The organism is Mediterraneibacter sp. 210702-DFI.5.30 (assembly GCF_020560115.1).
Classification (GTDB): Bacteria; Bacillota; Clostridia; order Lachnospirales; family Lachnospiraceae; genus Mediterraneibacter; species Mediterraneibacter faecis.
This window is the reverse complement of the sequence record NZ_JAJCME010000298.1, coordinates 1-206: the sequence shown is the minus strand read 5'-3', so window position 1 is coordinate 206 and position 206 is coordinate 1. Positions and strand designations below refer to the sequence as shown.

The 206-nt window shown below is 51.9% G+C and carries 1 protein-coding gene; it reads right to left on the bottom strand.

The features are described from left to right. On the bottom strand, window positions 1-206 hold a 206-nt coding region (locus tag LI126_RS15620), incomplete at both ends, for a YidC/Oxa1 family membrane protein insertase (RefSeq protein WP_227165800.1).

Here is a 206-nt window from a genome sequence, read left to right as displayed (position 1 = left end):
CTCCCACTGCGCAAAACGTGCGTCCGCCAGATGGCTTGATACAATGCCCACATAACTGGCAGCTGAACCAGCAGAGGCAGCATCGAAGCAAACGGGTGCACGCCAGCATCCTTATAAAGCTTTTGTTGCGCTGCCTGCATCTTTTCCAGTGATTCACGATCGCGTCCAGGATACTTCTTTTGAATCTCCTTAAGCTGCGGCGTTAA